Here is a 15,927-nt window from a genome sequence, read left to right on the forward strand (position 1 = left end):
GGGATATTAGCCACTACCTGATGCACCGGTATAACTGGATACGGCCACATCAGTTCAATGAGGGATTGGCTCCGGCCGTCACCGAAGAAAAACTTAACGTAGTGTCCGGGATGGGTTGACCACTACAGAGTCTCTGCAGGGCGGGGGACATAGACAGGCCAGCCCCGATCTCGTCGTTGGATCGAGCAATGCCGAGATCGCACACCTAGTGTCTCGCAGGACTGCCAGCGACGGAACATACATCTCTCCACGCGTAGTGTGATATCTCATGGATGCTGGCTTTGCCTACAGTGAGCACCACGCAGTCCCGCGGATATAGGCCGCTGGTATCTAGACAGGGCACAAACGCCGTCGTCGTACACCGGGACAGCTTGAGACAGTAGTGCACTCGATTGCACTGAAGCTGATGAACCAGCAGATTGTCCCGTTAAGAACGATAGGGCAGGGGGGACGATAAACAGCGACTTCTTAGTACGATGCCGCAGCACCACTGCAACCCATCCGCTGTCGCCAACCCAGCCAATGTTCCCTCAGCAAGACGATGAACTGGGTATGCTGCGCAGGTACGGGCGATACACGACAGCATGCCCAGCGCTAGGATGTCGATTTTTAGGAGGCCCAGCTCATCGATGTCATCCTTATCCCATTGAATCACGGTGCGCTCTGCCATGGCGGCGTTTTCAATCGGCACCAGGCGGGAGAGCGGACCGCGTGAAATGACAAAGCCGTCCGGATGCTGCGAGAGATGACGTGGAAAACGCATCAGGCGCTCGGCAATCGCCGCCCATTTCTCGGCGATGGGGGAGTGCGGATCGAGTCCACAGGTAATAAGGCGCTGCTGCAGGTCGGCCCGCCCACCCCAGGGGCGCCATCCAGCGGGCGCCATGCTTGCGCTTCCCCCCAAGCGCCCAACGGCGGGCCGACCCTACCAATACGGGTAGTTATCTGCGGGCAAAGATCGCGGCACACTTCCCGAGCTGTAGTTGCCGGGCTTGCCAGACGCCGTTGCGCTTGCTTCGCCATGGCAAATATTTTCAACGTATTTCCTGAAAGCTTTCCATGACCGACAAAAAAAATGACAATCCGCGCGCCGCGCTATTTCGGGATCAACCATTCCGCTGGTTTCTCAGCGGAGCCGCGTTATCCATGCTGGGTGATCAGTTCTCGCTGATTGCCCTGCCTTGGCTGGTCTTGAAAATGACAGGGGATCCGTTTGCAGTTGGCACGGTTTTGGCACTGACCGCATTGCCGCGCGCGGTGTTCATGCTCATTGGCGGCGCGCTGACCGATCGCTATTCGCCCAAGCGCGTGCTGATGTGGACCAAGTACATCAATATGGCCCTGCTGCTGATTCTGGCCGGCCTGTTGCAGAACGGTAACTTGACCTTGCCGATGGTTTACGTGCTGGCCGTTGCGATCGGCATTGCCACCGCGTTCAGCATTCCCGCGGCGACCGCAATTTTCCCCCACATCGTCAAGCGTGAACAGCTGCAGGTGGCGAACAGCATTTTGATGAGTTTGCGCCAACTCACCATGCTGGTCGGTCCCATCCTTGCAGGCGTGCTGATCGCACGAATGGGCGACGCGAAGGCAAGCACGACCGGCGACGCCAAAGGCATGGCGCTGGCCTTTGTCTGCGATGCCGTCAGTTTCCTGTTGTCGGCCTGGACCTTGGCGCGCGTCAACGTGCGCTGGCAGCCGCAGCCGGCTGGGCCGAATGGCCATCCGAATGTGTTCAAGCTGGTCGGAGAGGGCCTGCGCTTTTGCTGGAACGACGTCAGCCTGCGCACCAGCTTCCTGTACTTCGCGGCAATCGCTTTTTTCATTGGCGGTCCCATGCAGGTTGCCTTGCCCGTCATTGCCAACCAGATGGACCATGGCGCGGCGGCATTCGGTTGGCTGATGGGCGCGCATGGCGCAGGCACGCTGGCCGGCATGATTATTTCCGGCATCAATCCAAACGTGCGCTTTGGTAGCCTGGGCTTGACCATCTTGCTGACGGATTGCCTGGTGGGCGCATTGTTCATGCCGATGGGCCTGATCCATGCCAGCTGGCAGGGCGCGGTATTGCTGCTGCTGATCGGCATGCTGGGCGGGTTTATCCAGATCGCCGTCTTTACCTGGACCCAGCGGCGCGTGCCACCGGCACTGATGGGGCGCGCCATGAGCCTGTTCATGTTTATCTTCATGGGCATCGGCCCGATCTCGGCCGCCATCACGGGCTGGGCCATGCGCGGCATGAGTCTGCCTCAGGTCTTTGCCATCAGCGGCGCGTTGCTGATCATCGTGGCCCTCGCTGCGCTGGTCTTCTCGCCGATGCGTTCCATTTCGGACGGTCGTTCCCTGTCTTGAGTCCGGTTGCCGCCGCGCCAACGGCGCGGTGTGCGGCCGACGTTGTCAAGTGTTCTGGAGTATTTGCATATGAAAAGAAACTACATCGGTTTTGCGAATTCCTTCCATGATTCCGCCATGGCCATCGTGGACGAGCATGGCGAGGTGCTGTTTGCCGAGGCCACCGAGCGCTATCTGCAGTGCAAGCGTTCCATCGGCGTCACGCCGGACCTGTTCAAGCGGGCAGCCGATCTGGTCAAGCAGTATTGCGACCCCGCCGCGGAAATCGTGTTTGCCTTCAGCTGGAGCGATCAGACGCCCGAGCTGATGCGGCAAGGCCTGGCCAGCACGGCGCAAAGCGCCGAGCAATATGCGAGCGCTTTCGGCGAACTATCGCCGCTGGTAAGGCGCCAGCTGGCGGGGCAGAATTTCTTCTTCCGCTCGCAGCTGGCGATGACGGAACATCCTGGCCACTTGCTTGAATATGAACTGAGCCAAAGCGATGCCTGGGAAGGGCATGCGGTGCGCCGGCGCCATTTCGACCACCATCTGACCCACGCCGCCGCAGGCTGTTACAGCAGCGGCTATGACAGCGCCCTGTGCGCTGTACTCGACGGCTTTGGCGAGCGCGGCTCTTTCGCCTGCTTTCAATACAGCGCGGGCCGGATTTCGGAGATCAAGCAGGAACGCCAAGGCGGCTGGGCCAGCCTCGGTTTGTTCTACGGCATGATATGCGAGGCTTGCGGCTTCGGCAGCATGTCGGGCGAAGAGTGGAAGGTGATGGGGCTGGCACCCTACGGCAGCCATGATCCGGAACTGTACGCCTTGCTGCGTGAAATGATCAGCGTCAAGGGCCTGCAGATCGAGTTCGCGCCGGCGGCGCGGATGATGCAGCTGCAGCAAAAACTGTATGCCATGCGCCGCCGGCCGAAGCAGCCGGCCATCGAGTATGCGGATCTGGCGCATGCGGGCCAGAAGGTGTTCAGCGAAGTGCTGTTCGAGTTCCTCGGCAATCTGCATGGCAGCGGCTTTTCCGACAAGCTCGTGTTGGGAGGCGGCTGCGCCCTCAATTCATCGGCCAACGGCAAGGTGCTGGCCAATACGCCATTCCAGCAGCTGCATGTCTTTTCCGCGCCAGGCGATGACGGCAACGCCGTTGGCGCGGCCTTGCTGGCCTATTACGAAGATCACCCGCAGGCGCCGCCCCGTTCGTCCTTCCTCTCGCCCTATCTGGGGACGAGCATGGACCCGGAAATCCTGGCCAATGTGGTGCGTTTTGGCGGCATTGGCAAGCTGGTGCAATGCAACGGCGATGCTCCCCGCCGCGCGGCGCAATTGCTGGCTGCAGGCAAGATCATCGGCTGGGTACAGGGGCGTGCCGAATTCGGCCCGCGCGCCCTGGGCAACCGCTCGATCCTGGCCGACCCGCGCCGCGCCTCGGTGAAGGAAACCATCAACGCGCGCGTCAAGTTCCGCGAAGAATTCCGTCCCTTTGCACCCTCCATCCTGCACGAACATGGACCTGTCTTTTTCGAGGATTACCAGGAGTCGCCCTACATGGAGCGCACCCTGACATTTCGCCACAGCGTGATCGGCCGCGTGCCTGGCGTGGTGCACGAAGACCGCACCGGCCGTCTGCAGACGGTCAAGCGCGAATGGAACCCGCGCTATCACGCACTGATCAGTGAATTCCACCGGCTGACCGATATTCCCCTGGTGCTCAATACCAGTTTCAACGTAATGGGCAAGCCGATCGCGCATTCCGTGGAGGATGCACTGGCCGTGTTTTTCACCAGCGGCCTCGATGCCATGTTCATTGACGACGTGCTGATCGAGAAATAATCCCGGCGGGCAGGCAGCCCGCCATCACGCAACCCGACGTGCCGCCTCCGTAGGCACGTTCGCCACTTGGATACCGCATGAAAGCGATACTTTTCCCCGGCCAGGGAGCCCAGTTCAAGGGTATGGGCAAGGGCCTGTTTGAAGCTTATCCGCAAGAAACCGCACTGGCCTCGGAAATTCTGGGCTATCCGATCGATGACCTGTGCCTGCACGACAGGGACAATCTCCTGCGCCAGACCGCCTATACGCAGCCGGCGCTGTTCATCGTCAACGCCCTGGCGTACTACGCGCTCAGGGACGATGCCGCCAATCCGCTGCAGGCCGATTTCGTGGCAGGCCACAGCCTGGGCGAATATAACGCGCTGCTGGCCGCAGGCGCCTTCGACTTCGGCACCGGCGTGCGCCTGGTCAAGATGCGCGGCGAATTGATGGGGGGCGCGGCGCCCGGCGGCATGGCCGTCGTGCTGGGCTTGGCGGCTGGCAAGGTAACGCAGATACTGCGCGACCAGCAGATCGACAGCATCGACCTGGCCAATTTCAATACCCCCACCCAGTTCGTGATTGCCGGGCCATTGGCCGATATCGAGCGCGCCAAGGCCTTGTTCGCCCGCGAGGGCGTGCAATGTCTGCCGCTCAACGTCAGCGCGCCCTTCCACTCGCGCTACATGAAAGAGGTGCAGCGCCAGTATGCGCGCTACCTGGAACAATTCGCGTTCCAGTCGCCGCGGCTGACGGTCGTCGCCAATGCCACCGCGCGCCCGTATCCGGACGGCGGGGTGGCACGCCTGCTGGGCGAGCAGATCGCCAACTCGGTGCTGTGGAGCGACAGCATCCGCTACCTGCAGCGCCAGGGCGTCACCGAATACCAGGAAATCGGCGCCACCTTCCTTGGCAAGATGGTCAAGGAAATTGAGCAGGCCGCGCGCTGATGGCTGTCCCGGCGGCGCTTGCGCCGTTCGATAGACGTTTTTTTCCACCCCGACTGGAATGACAATCATGGAAATGAATACGCAATGGGTCCCCAAGGACGGCTCCTCCATTTTGCCGGGCAATCCTTCGTTGAGCCTGTTTCAAAAAGTCCTCCTGACAACCGATGGCTCCGTCACCGAATTGCTGGTGTTGTATGCCGGCCAGCCCATCCGTGCGCGCAAGATCGAACAGGCATTGCGGCGTGGCGCCGCGCCGGCTGCGCTGAAGTGCCAGCCCAATACGTCTCTACTGCATCGCAAGATCATGCTGGTCGACGAACAGACCAGCTATGTCTATGCCGAATCGGTCTTTGTCTTCGAGCGGCTGTCGCGCTCCATCCAGCACCGGCTGCTGGAAACGGAAGCGCCGATCGGCCTGTTGTGGCGCGAGGAAAAATGCGAAATGTACCGTGAAATCATCGATTCGCGCCTGGAGCAGTGTGCCGAAGCGGCTGCGCACTTCAGCTTGCCGCCGAGCGCGCCGCTGTTGTCGCGCACCTATGTGCTGCATCAACAGTCGCGGCCAATGGGCATCATCACGGAAAAATTTCCACTCGATAGTTTTCAATAAGCCTGCCGGCATGCCGGCAGCCCATCCTTTCATTGCGCAATAGCCTGGAGATGTATTTTGGCCGCTTCCACCCGATACTTCATGGATCTTCCTGAACAGTTCGCTGATAAAGAACTTTTTTTCTTTGAAGACGGCCTGCAGGCCCAGGCTGTTCCTGGCGTGCGCGGCGCGGACCTGTCGCGGCGGCTGCAACAGGCCGGCAGCGCGCTGCAGGCGACCAGCGTGGCACAGCAGCGGGTGCTGCTGGTCGTGCCCCAGGGATTGGCCTTCGTGGAAGGCTTGCTCGCTTGCCTGCACGCCAACCTGGCGGCAGTGCCGCTGCCGTATCTGGCCGATCCGGCCGCGCTGGCTGCGGCCATCGCCCGTATCGGCGGCAATGCGCAGGCGATCTGCGTGTTGACAGACGCTGCCGCCAAAGCACAGCTCGACGGCCTGTGCGCCATTCCCCTGGTCGATATCGGGCAGCTGGGCGTGTCTGACACGGCATTGCTGCCGGCGCGCGCGCGCTGCGAGGACGATGCCGCCGTGGTGCTGTATACCTCTGGCTCCACCGGCGCGCCGAAAGGTATCGTGCTCAGCCACCGCAACCTGTGGGCACAGGCCGCGGGCGGTGCCGCGCAATGGCAATTGTGCGCCGATAGCCGGGTCCTGTCCTGGATGCCGCAATACCATAATTTTGGCTTGCATCTGGGTATTCTTGCGCCCCTGTCGCAAGGGGCAAGCAGTGTCCTGATGGCGCCGTCCAGCTTCGTCGCGTCGCCGGCTGCCTGGTTCCAGGCCATAGACAAGTACCGTGCCACGCATACGGGCGCGCCCAATTTTGCCCTCGATGTGTGCCATGCCAGGATACGCGCGCAGGAAGTGCAAGGCATTCTGCTCGATTCCCTGCAAGTGCTGGTTTGCGGCGGCGAGCCGGTGCGCAAAGATAGCTGCGACCGCTTTGCCGAGCGTTTCAGCGCCCTAGGCTTCGACGCTGGCGCGTTGTGCCCGCATTACGGCATGTCCGAGGCGGGCGCTGTGGCAACGCGCAGCGCGAAACGCGGCGGCCCCCGTTTCCTGGCCCTCGACCTGGCGGCCGTGCAGCAGGGCGAGGTCCGTTGCGCCGCACCGGACGCCGCCGTGCGCCACGCCGCCAGTTGCGGGGAACCGGGCGCGGCGGGCGTGCAGATCCGCATCGTCGATCCCGACACGCTGGCGTGCTGCGCCAAAGGACGTATCGGCGAGATATGGATACGCTCGGACGGCGTGGCCGCCGGCTATCTGCAGCGCGACACCGAGACGGCGCAACAGTTCGGCGTTGTGCCGGCGGGGGAGGACACGCCTTATTTGCGCTCGGGCGACCTGGGTTTCCTCGATGAGGGCCAGCTGTATGTGGTGGGCCGCATCAAGGAAGTGATGATCATGCGTGGCAAGAATCATTATCCTGCCGATATCGAAGCCAGTATCCGCGACGCGCTACCGGAGCTGGCCCTGCCGGTGGCGGCCTTTTCCGTCGAGGCGGAGGGGCAGGAGCGGCTGGTGATCGTGCAGGAAGTGGCCGAGGCCGTCGCCGAGGCGGATCTGGAGGCGCTGTGCCGGCGCATCGTGGCGCAAGTGTCGGCGGAGCATGGCGTGGAAGTGCACGAAGTGTGCCTGGTGGAAGCGGGCGAGATCGCCGCCACGCCCAGTGGCAAGATGCAGCGCAGCCAGTGCCGCCAGGCCTATCTTGCGCAAGCCTTGCGCCAGCGGCGGCGGCACCGGGTGCGGCAGCGCGCCGCGCTCGAGCATCCGGCCATGGCCACGCAGCCCGGCGTGCCGCCGGCGGTGCTGGCAAGATTGCGTACCGAGGTCCTGCCAGCCTGCCTGGACATAGACGCAGCTACCCTGGAGCGGGCCGCTTCGCTGGCGGAGCTGGGTCTCGACTCGGTCGAGTACATCCGGGTCGCGCGCCAGATCGAAGTCGTGTTCGGCTTGCGCTTCGAACCCACCTTGCTGTTCAAGTACCGCAGCTTCGAGGACCTGGCCCGTTATCTGCACGGGCAGGTGGCTGGCGAAGCGGAGCACGGCGGTGGCGGCGCGCTTCCTGCAGCGCCGGCGGGCAAGCGCCGCACCGAGGGACCGTCGCGCATTGCCGTCATCGGCATGAGCTGCCACTTCCCTGGCGGGGCAAGCGACCCGCAGCGTTTCTGGGACAATCTGGTGCACGAGGTGGACGGCATCACGCCGCTGCCGGCCGAGCGCGCGGCGTGGTTTGCCCAGGCCGAAGGTACTGCCGACTCGCTGGCATCGACCGCATTTCCGCAATGGGGCGGCTTCATCGATGGCGTCGATGCCTTCGATGCCGATTTTTTCGGCATCGCCCCGCTGGAAGCGGAATGCCTGGACCCGCAGCAGCGCAAGCTGCTCGAACTCAGCTGGAGCGTGTTCGAACACGCGGGCTACGATCCACGCGAATTCAAGGGCCGCGACGTGGGCATGTTCGTCGGCGCGCACGGCGTCGACTACCTCGACCTGGCCAGCAACCGTCCCGCCTTGCGCGCCTTGTACGGCGCCTATCTGGATTCCGGAATGCACATGAGCCTGATCGCCAACAGGGTCTCCCGCTGGTTCGATTTCAACGGTCCCAGCCAGGTGGTCAATACGGCCTGTTCCAGTTCGCTGGTGGCCGTGCACCATGCGGTCGACAGCCTGGAGCGGGGCGACTGCAGCGTGGCGGTGGCGGCGGGCATCAACCTGATTCTGTCGCCGCGCATCTACTGCGCCAGCCACAGCGCCGGCATGCTGGCTGCCGATGGCCGCTGCAAGTCGTTCGACGCCACAGCCAACGGCTTCGTGCGCGCGGAGGGCTACGGCGCAGTCCTGCTCAAGCCCTATGAGGATGCGCTGCGCGACGGCGACCGGATTTATGGCGTCATCCGGGCCGCCTGCGTCAACCACGATGGACAGTCGAACTCGCTGAGGGCACCCAATCTGAACGCGCAAAAGCGCCTGATCCGCGATGCCTGGCGCCAGGCGGAGGTGGCACCGGACGGCATTGGCTATATCGAGGCGCACGGTACCGGCACGCCGCTGGGCGATCCCATCGAGGTGCAAGCCCTGAGCGAAGCGTTCCAGCAACTGCAGGACGACACGGGCGTGGATGTCGTGCCTGCGTCATGCGTGATTGGCACGGCCAAGACGCATATCGGCCACTGCGAATCGGCGGCCGGCATCGCTGGCCTGCTCAAGGTCCTGCTGTCGCTGCAGCACGGCGTCCTGCCGGGCATGCTGCATTTCACCCGGCGCAATCCCTTCATTGATCTCGACGGGAGTCCGTTCCGCCTGGGTACCCAGACGCAGCCGTGGCTGCCAGTGGCCGCGGGGGAGGCGCGCAGGCCGCGCCTGGCGGGCGTCAGCTCCTTCGGTTTTGGCGGCGTCAACGCGCACGTCGTCGTGGAGGAACACCTGCCGCCAGACCAGGCTGCGCGCCAGCCGGACGATGAGCGCTTGCACGCGGTGCCGCTGTCAGGGCGCGATAGCGACGCCTTGCGGCGGCAAGCCAGGCAATTGTGCGCGGCGCTCGACAGTGGTCAGCTGAGCGGCATCGGGCTGGCCGATATCGCCTACACCTTGCAGGTGGGACGCGCCGCCATGGCCAGCCGCCTGGTCGTGCTGGCCGTTTCCCGCGATGGCTTGCGTGCGCAGCTGCATGACTGGCTGGCTGGCGGCGCGGCCACGGGCCTCCACGTTCCGGGCGCCGCGCCGTCCGGCAGCTCCGCCGAGGAACGCCTGGCGGCCGCCTGGATCGAGGGCGCATCCGTCGAGTGGCGCACCCTGCATGGCACGCCGGCGCCGCGCCGCGTGGCCTTGCCGACCTATGCTTTCGCGGCGGACCGCTACTGGATCGAAGCCGCACGGCCGGCCGCCGCCAGCGTCGCCTGGCTGCATCCCTTGGTGCACCGTAATACTTCGGCCCTTGGCCTTCAGCGCTACAGCGCCGTGTTCAGCGGCAGCGAATTTTTCCTCGCCGACCATGTCGTGCGAGGCCAGCGCCTTCTGCCCGGCGTGGCACAGCTGGAAATGGCTTGCGCAGCGGCCTTGCTGGCGTCAGGCGCCGATGCCGGGGCCGGCATCGGCCTGGCCGACGTGGCCTGGCTGCGGCCGGTGGTAGTGGCTGCAACGCCGCTCGAAGTGCACGTGCTGCTGGCCGCGCGCAGCGATGGCGCCATCGATTTCCGCATCTGCAGCCAGGACCCGCAGGCAGGCGAAGTGCTGCATAGCCAGGGCAGCGTGCGGCTCGGCCCGCGCACCGCCCCCGTGCCGCTCGACCTGGATGACTGGCGGCAACAATGCGCCGTTGGGCAATGGTCTGCCGAACAGTGCTATGCGGCGTACGCAGGCATGGACATCCACTATGGCCCCGCCATGCGGGCCGTGCGTTCCATCCACTGCGGCGACGGGCAGGCGCTCGCCAAGCTCGGCTTGCCGGCATCCGCCGCCGATCCCGGTGGCTACCGGCTGCATCCGAGCCTGCTCGACGCGGCCCTGCATGCCTCGCTGGGCTTGATGCAGAGCGTACCGGCCGGTTCCAGCCCGGCCTTGCCCTTCGCCCTGGACAGCCTGGAGATATTTGCCCCGTGCGATTCGCTCATGTGGACGGCATTGCGGCGGGCGGGGGGATCGGTGGTCAGCAAATACGATATCGACCTGTGCGACGTGCAGGGGCGGGTGGCGGTGCGCCTGCGCGGCCTGGCCATGCGTGCTGCCAGCCAGCCGGCGCCTGCCGCTGCCGTCCGCGACGGTTTGCAGGCGCTGTATCCCGTGTGGGATGCCGTCAGCGCGGGCGCCATGGTACCGCCCGCGCCACAGCGCGTGCTGCTGGTCAATGCCTTGCCGGGCGAACTGGAGACGCTGCGCCGGCACCATCCGCAAGCGCAGGCGTGGAATGGCAACATGGAAGCGGACGAGGCAGGCGTGCTCGCCTCCAGCCTGGCGCAACTGGGCGAGTTCGAGCATATCGTCTGGCGCGTGCCGCTGCAAAAAACATGCGGTCCGCATGACGAGGAATTGATCGCGGCGCAGCAGGAAGGCGTGTTGGGCGGATTCCGCCTGATCAAGGCGCTTCTGGCATTGGGCTATGGCGCGCGCGCGCTGGAATGGACGGTGCTGACGACCCAGACGCAGGCCTTGCATGCGGACGAGGAAATCCGCCCGGCGCACGCCAGCGTGCATGGCCTGATCGGCTCGATGGCCAAGGAGTATCCGAACTGGCCCGTGCGCCTGGTCGATTTGCCCGTTGATGGCGCGCCTGCGCTGGCACACGTCATGGACTGGCCCTGCGATGCCGATGGCAATGCGCTGGTCTGGCGCGCCGGCCTGTGTTACCGCCAGCGCCTGCTGCCCGGCGACATGCCTGTCAGCGGCGCCAGCCCTTACCGCCAGGCGGGGGTCTATGTCGTGATCGGCGGCGCAGGCGGCATCGGCGCCGCCTGGAGCGCGCACATGCTGCGCAGCCACGCGGCGAACATCGTCTGGATCGGCCGGCGTCCGCTCGACGCGCAGATACAGGAAAAGATCGATGCGCTGGCGCAGTGGGGCCCCGCGCCAGAGTATCTGTCTGCCGATGCCGCCGATGCCGAGGCTCTGGAGCGGGCGTACCGGCAGATATTGCAGCGCCATGGCCGCGTGGATGGCGTGGTCAACGCGGCCATCGTGCTCGCAGACAAGAGCCTGGGCAACATGGACGAGGCGCGCTTCCGCGACGGGCTGGCTGCCAAGGTTGATGTGAGCGTGCGCCTGGCACAGGTGTTCGGGCGGGAAGCGCTCGATTTCATGCTGTTCTTTTCCTCATTGCAAAGCTTTTCCAAGGCCGCCGGCCAAAGCAATTATGCCGCCGGCTGTACCTTCAAGGATGCCTTCGGGCTGCAGCTGGGGCGCAGCGGCGCATATCCCGTCAAAGTCATGAACTGGGGCTATTGGGGCAGTGTCGGCATCGTCGCCTCGCCGGCTTACCGCGAGAGGATGGCGCAGATGGGTTTTGCCTCGATCGAGCCGGAGGACGGCATGCTGGCCCTGGACAGCCTGTTGCAAGGGACGCCGCAGCAGATGGCTTTCCTCAAGACTGCGGAGCCGGCCCCCGTGCCTGCGGAAATGCTCAGCGTGTATCCGCCGGACGGCACGCCGGACGATGGCGCAGAAGAGGCGCTGCTGGACCAGGTGCACGCCATGCTATCGCGCCTGACGCAGCAATTGCGCGAGCGGACGGCATGCGCGCCCGGCGATGCCGCGGACACGCTCTCGCCGGCCTTGCTCGATGCGCTGGTGGAGCGCCTGCGCCAAGACTATGCACTCGACCTGGATACCGCCGAGATGGCCCGCATGCTGGCATCGGACGATGCCGTGATCTCTACCCCTTCCACTTAGCGGAATAGCGAAAAATGTTGCCTAAAAAAAATAACTTGCAGCGCCTGGCGCAGTATCTGGCAGAGCAGCACAAGGACGTGTTGAACGGCGCCCAGGCGTGTGTGCCCGGCCGCCCGCCATTGATGGACAGTTTCGACGAAGCGTTGGCCAGCGTGCTGTGGAGCGAGCTTGCCGCAATGGGACTCGATTGCCTGGAGCAGGCCAGCGTCGCGCAGGCGCGCCAGTTGCTGTGCCTGCGCCCCGAGTACGAACGCTGGCTGGAGCAGAGCCTGCGCATGCTGGCCGCGCTGGGCTACCTGCACAGCGATGCGCAAGGCTATAGCGCAGGTGGCGTACCGGCACCGGCGCCCGCCGAGGCGTGGCACGCCTGGTCGCTGGGACGCGCCGCGTGGCTCGACTGTGCCGACCTGGAGGCGCGGGCACGGCTGAGCGAGGCGACACTGCGTGCTCTGCCGGCGATTTTGCGCGGCAGCGTGCCGGCCACCGAGATCATGTTTCCCGATTCTTCCGTCTCCCTCGTCGAGGGCGTCTACAAGGGCAATGCCCTGGCCGACTATTTCAATACGGTGCTGGCCGATACGCTCGTTGCCAGTCTCGCGCGGCACAGGCGCCAGGGAAAGGCAGGCGGCATCCGGATTCTGGAGATCGGCGCCGGCACCGGCGGCACCAGCGCGCAACTGTTCGCGCGCTTGCGTCCCTACCAGGAGCAGGTGGCGGAGTACTGCTATACGGATGTGTCAAAGGCCTTCCTGTTTCATGCGGAAAAGGAGTACGGCCCGGCCCAGCCCTATTTGACCTACAAGCTGTTCGACGTCGGCATGCCGCTCGCGGCGCAAGGGATCGAGGCCGGCGTGTATGATATTGTGGTTGCAACGAATGTGCTGCACGCCACGAGCAATATCCGTACCAGCCTGCGCAATGCCAAGGCTGCCTTGCGCAACGGCGGAGTATTGCTGTTGAACGAGATCAGCGGCGCGGACCTGTTCACGCATCTGACGTTTGGCTTGCTCGACGGCTGGTGGCTGTACGAGGATGGCGCCTTGCGCATGCCCGGCTGCCCGGCCTTGTCGGCGCAGGGGTGGCAGACGGTGCTGAGGCAGGAAGGATTCCGCGAGGTTGCCTTTCCCGCGCGGCGCGGCCACGGCCTGGGCCAGCAAGTCATTGCCGCTACCAGCGATGGCATGGCAAGGCAAGTGCAGCCGCAGGCGGAGGTAACACACGTCCCCGTCGCCACGGCCAAGCGTGCCCCGGCGGCCGTCGGCGCGGACGCTGATCCACGGCTGGCGGAAGCGGCAGTGGCACGTTTCAAGAAATTGATCAGCGATACCCTGCGCGTTCCGCTGCACAAGATCGATGCGAGCGCGCAACTGGCGCAATATGGCATCGATTCCATCCTTATCGTGCAGCTGACCAATGCCTTGCGCCTGGAGTTCGACGACGTGGGCAGCACGCTGTTCTTCGAGTGCCTGACGATCGATGCGCTGGTCCAACATTTCACCTCGCAGCAACCTGAAGCACTGGCCAAATGGCTGGGTCTGGAAAAGTCGCCCGCGCCGCAGCTTGCGGACGCGCCGCGCGCGCCGGTAGCGGCCCCAGTTGCGCCGCCAGCCGCCGCGGCACCGACACCCGCCGTGCCTGGCGGGGCGCTGGACATCGCGATCGTCGGCCTGGCCGGCCGCTATGCCGGCGCGGACAATGTGGAACAGTTCTGGGCACACCTGAAAGCGGGAAAAAACTGCATCAGCGAAGTGCCAGCCGCGCGCTGGGATGTGGCGCTGCACTATGACGCCAGGCGCGATACGCCGCATAAAAGCTACAGCAAGTGGGGCGGCTTCATCGATGGCGCCGATTGCTTCGATCCCCTGTTCTTCAATATCTCGCCTTACGAAGCCGAAAAAATGAGTCCCCAGGAACGGGTGTTCCTGGAGGAGGCCTACCACAGCATCGAAGACGCCGGCTATACGCCGGCCAGCCTGGCGCACGATGGCGCCGTGGGTGTCTTTGTCGGCGTGATGAATGAAAATTATGCCGGCGGCGCCCGTCACTGGTCAGTCGCCAATCGCGTGTCCTACCTGCTGGACTTTCATGGGCCGAGCATGGCGGTCGACACGGCGTGCTCATCCTCGATGACGGCGCTGCACCTGGCGGTGGAAAGCCTGAGCAGCGGCACGTGCGCCACGGCGATCGCCGGCGGCGTCAACCTGATACTCGATCCTGGCCATTACGTGGGCTTGTCCGCCATGGCCATGCTGTCGTCCGGCGATGCCTGTAAAGCATTCGGCGCCGACGCCGACGGCTTCGTCGATGGCGAAGGCGTGGGCGCCGTCGTGCTCAAGCCATTGCAGGCGGCAATCGCTGCCGGTGACCGCATCCATGGCGTCATCAAGGGCAGCATGCTCAACGCGGGAGGCAAGACGAATGGCTATACCGTGCCCAATCCGTTGGCGCAGACCGAGCTGATTGCCGATGCACTGCGGCGTGCCGGCGTGCATGCGCGCAGCGTCAGCTACATCGAGGCGCACGGCACGGGCACGGCGCTGGGCGATCCGATCGAGATCCGCGGCCTGGCGCAGGCGTTCGGGCGCGATACGCAGGAGCGCCAGTTCTGCGCGATCGGCTCGGCCAAGTCGAACATCGGCCACTGCGAAAGCGCGGCCGGCATCGCCGGCCTGACCAAAGTGCTGCTGCAGATGCGCCACGGGCAGCTGGTGCCGTCGCTGCATGCGCGCACCCTCAATCCCAACATCGACTTTGCCGCCACGCCGTTCACGGTGCAGCAGGAACTGGCGGAGTGGACGCGCCCCAGCGTCCAGGTCGATGGCGTGCTGCGCACCTATCCGCGCATCGCCGGCATTTCCTCGTTCGGCGCCGGCGGCGCCAACGCCCACCTGGTGCTGCAGGAATACGTGGCCGCGCCAGGCGCCGCCGCGCATGGCAGGGCCGCGCTGCCGGCGCTGATCGTGCTGTCGGCGCGCAGCGCCGAGCGGCTGCGGGCGCAGGCCGGGCAGCTGCTGGCGGCGCTGGCGCGCCTGGAGGAGGAGGGCGCGGACATCGCCGACGTGGCGTACACCTTGCAGGTAGGGCGCGAGGCGATGGAGGAGCGGCTGGCCTGCGTGGCGCAGGACATGGCGCAGCTGCGCGTGCAGCTGCAGGCGTTCCTGGCCGGCGAGGGCGCAGCGGCGGGCTGCCACGTGAGCCGGGCCGGCGACGGCGTGCAGGCGGCGCTGGCGGCGGACGAGGACATGGCCGGCGCCATCGATGCCTGGGTGGCGAAGGGCAAGTACGGCAAGCTGCTGGCCTGGTGGGTCAAGGGCATGGCCTTCGACTGGCGCGCGCTGCACGGCGCGCAGCCGCCACGCAGGATCAGCCTGCCATGCTATCCGTTTGCACGCGAGCGCTACTGGATCGCGCCGGGCGCGCCGTCCACGGCAGCAGCGGCAGGAGCGGCAGCGGCGGCCGGGTGGCTGCATCCGCTGTTGCAGCGCAATACCTCCGACATGGCTGGTCCCCGTTTCAGCAGCCGCTTCAGCGGCGAGGAATTCTTCCTGGCCGAGCATGTGATCGCTGGCCGGCGCATGCTGCCGGCGGCGGCCTATCTGGAAATGGCGCGGGCGGCATTGGCGCAGGCGGGCGGCGCGCAGCACGGCTGGCAGCTGCGCGACGTGCGCTGGCCGCAGCCGCTGGTACTGCGCGAGGGCGAGGCGGCGGAGGTGCACCTGGCCCTGTTCCCGGAGGCGGATGGCACGGTCGGCATCGAAATCTACAGCGAGACGGCCGACGGCACCCTGCTGCACGGCGCGGCGACCGGGCTGCCGGACGTGCCGGACGCGGCGC

6 protein-coding genes and 3 pseudogenes are annotated in these 15,927 nt (G+C 65.2%); 8 read left to right on the plus strand and 1 reads right to left on the minus strand.

What is annotated here, in order from left to right; translation table 11 throughout:
* Positions 1-562: 562 nt before the first annotated feature.
* Positions 563-832, minus strand: a pseudogene (locus ACZ92H_RS29070) (hypothetical protein); the annotation flags it as partial.
* Between the two features lie 227 nt (positions 833-1,059).
* Between ACZ92H_RS29070 and ACZ92H_RS29075 the strand changes: the two are divergent.
* From ACZ92H_RS29075 to ACZ92H_RS29110, 8 genes and pseudogenes are all read left to right on the plus strand, one after another.
* The gene (locus ACZ92H_RS29075; RefSeq protein WP_465051926.1) at positions 1,060-2,352 is read left to right on the plus strand and encodes an MFS transporter; all 1,293 of its coding nucleotides are present in this window, start codon (positions 1,060-1,062) and stop codon (positions 2,350-2,352) included.
* Positions 2,353-2,421: 69 nt separating this feature from the next.
* Positions 2,422-4,173, plus strand: a complete 1,752-nt coding sequence (locus ACZ92H_RS29080; protein WP_465051927.1) for a carbamoyltransferase family protein — start codon at positions 2,422-2,424, stop codon at positions 4,171-4,173.
* Positions 4,174-4,250: 77 nt separating this feature from the next.
* Positions 4,251-5,102, plus strand: a complete 852-nt coding sequence (gene fabD, locus ACZ92H_RS29085) for an ACP S-malonyltransferase (protein ID WP_131378604.1) — start codon at positions 4,251-4,253, stop codon at positions 5,100-5,102.
* Between the two features lie 67 nt (positions 5,103-5,169).
* The gene (locus ACZ92H_RS29090; protein ID WP_465051928.1) at positions 5,170-5,712 is read left to right on the plus strand and encodes a chorismate--pyruvate lyase family protein; all 543 of its coding nucleotides are present in this window, start codon (positions 5,170-5,172) and stop codon (positions 5,710-5,712) included.
* Between the two features lie 81 nt (positions 5,713-5,793).
* The gene (locus tag ACZ92H_RS29095) at positions 5,794-12,093 is read left to right on the plus strand and encodes an SDR family NAD(P)-dependent oxidoreductase (RefSeq protein WP_465051929.1); all 6,300 of its coding nucleotides are present in this window, start codon (positions 5,794-5,796) and stop codon (positions 12,091-12,093) included.
* Positions 12,094-12,584: 491 nt separating this feature from the next.
* A pseudogene (locus ACZ92H_RS29100) lies at positions 12,585-13,526 on the plus strand (methyltransferase); the annotation flags it as partial.
* Between the two features lie 264 nt (positions 13,527-13,790).
* Positions 13,791-15,422, plus strand: a pseudogene (locus ACZ92H_RS29105) (type I polyketide synthase); the annotation flags it as partial.
* Positions 15,423-15,590: 168 nt separating this feature from the next.
* The coding region (locus ACZ92H_RS29110) for a hotdog family protein (RefSeq protein WP_465052391.1) at positions 15,591-15,927 on the plus strand (337 nt) is incomplete at its 3' end.

It is taken from the genome of Janthinobacterium foliorum, from assembly GCF_978021625.1.

Coding starts and splice junctions, on each gene's coding strand:
- ACZ92H_RS29075 (WP_465051926.1), top strand. CDS start 1,060: ATGACCGACAAAAAAAATGACAATCCGCGCGCCGCGCTATTTCGGGAT.
- ACZ92H_RS29095 (WP_465051929.1), top strand. CDS start 5,794: ATGGATCTTCCTGAACAGTTCGCTGATAAAGAACTTTTTTTCTTTGAA.
- fabD (WP_131378604.1), top strand. CDS start 4,251: ATGAAAGCGATACTTTTCCCCGGCCAGGGAGCCCAGTTCAAGGGTATG.
- ACZ92H_RS29080 (WP_465051927.1), top strand. CDS start 2,422: ATGAAAAGAAACTACATCGGTTTTGCGAATTCCTTCCATGATTCCGCC.
- ACZ92H_RS29090 (WP_465051928.1), top strand. CDS start 5,170: ATGGAAATGAATACGCAATGGGTCCCCAAGGACGGCTCCTCCATTTTG.